1 protein-coding gene is annotated in these 539 nt (G+C 49.9%); it reads left to right on the plus strand.

The genetic code is table 11. From position 1 onward, the window contains the following. A partial coding sequence (locus tag R8N49_RS29860; protein WP_318190799.1) for a DUF3971 domain-containing protein occupies window positions 1-539 on the plus strand: 539 nt, incomplete at both ends.

Here is a 539-nt window from a genome sequence, read left to right on the forward strand (position 1 = left end):
AATAAGTTAGCGCCGAAAGGTCGTGTTGAAGACATTCGTTTAGCCATGAATGGTGGCTTAGATACGCTGCGTTATTCGGCAGACCTCGATGAGTTAGCTATGACTCAATGGGAACTGTTGCCGGGCTTTCAACATGTGCAAGGCAGCGTTGCGGGTGACTTGAAGCAAGCGAAAGCGAAAGTCACGGTCATTGATGATGTTTTCCCGTACGGGGATGTATTCCAAGCCCCATTGAACATCAAGCAAGGCGAAGTCGACATCATCTGGCAGCAAGATGAGGCAGGTTGGCGTTTGTGGTCGGATAAAGTCACGGCTGCGACTCCGGACCTTCAAGTGTTGGGCGCATTTCGACTCGATTTCCCTAAAGAGCAAAGCCCATTCCTATCGTTTTATGCTGAGGCGGATCTCTACAACGCTGGTGAAACTTGGCGTTACTTGCCAACCTTGGCATTAGGCCAAGATCTGACGGATTACCTATCGACCGCCATTCAAGGCGGTAAAGTAAATACGGCCAAATTGCTGTGGTATGGCGAGTTAGG

It is taken from the genome of Vibrio sp. 1978 (assembly GCF_033344345.1).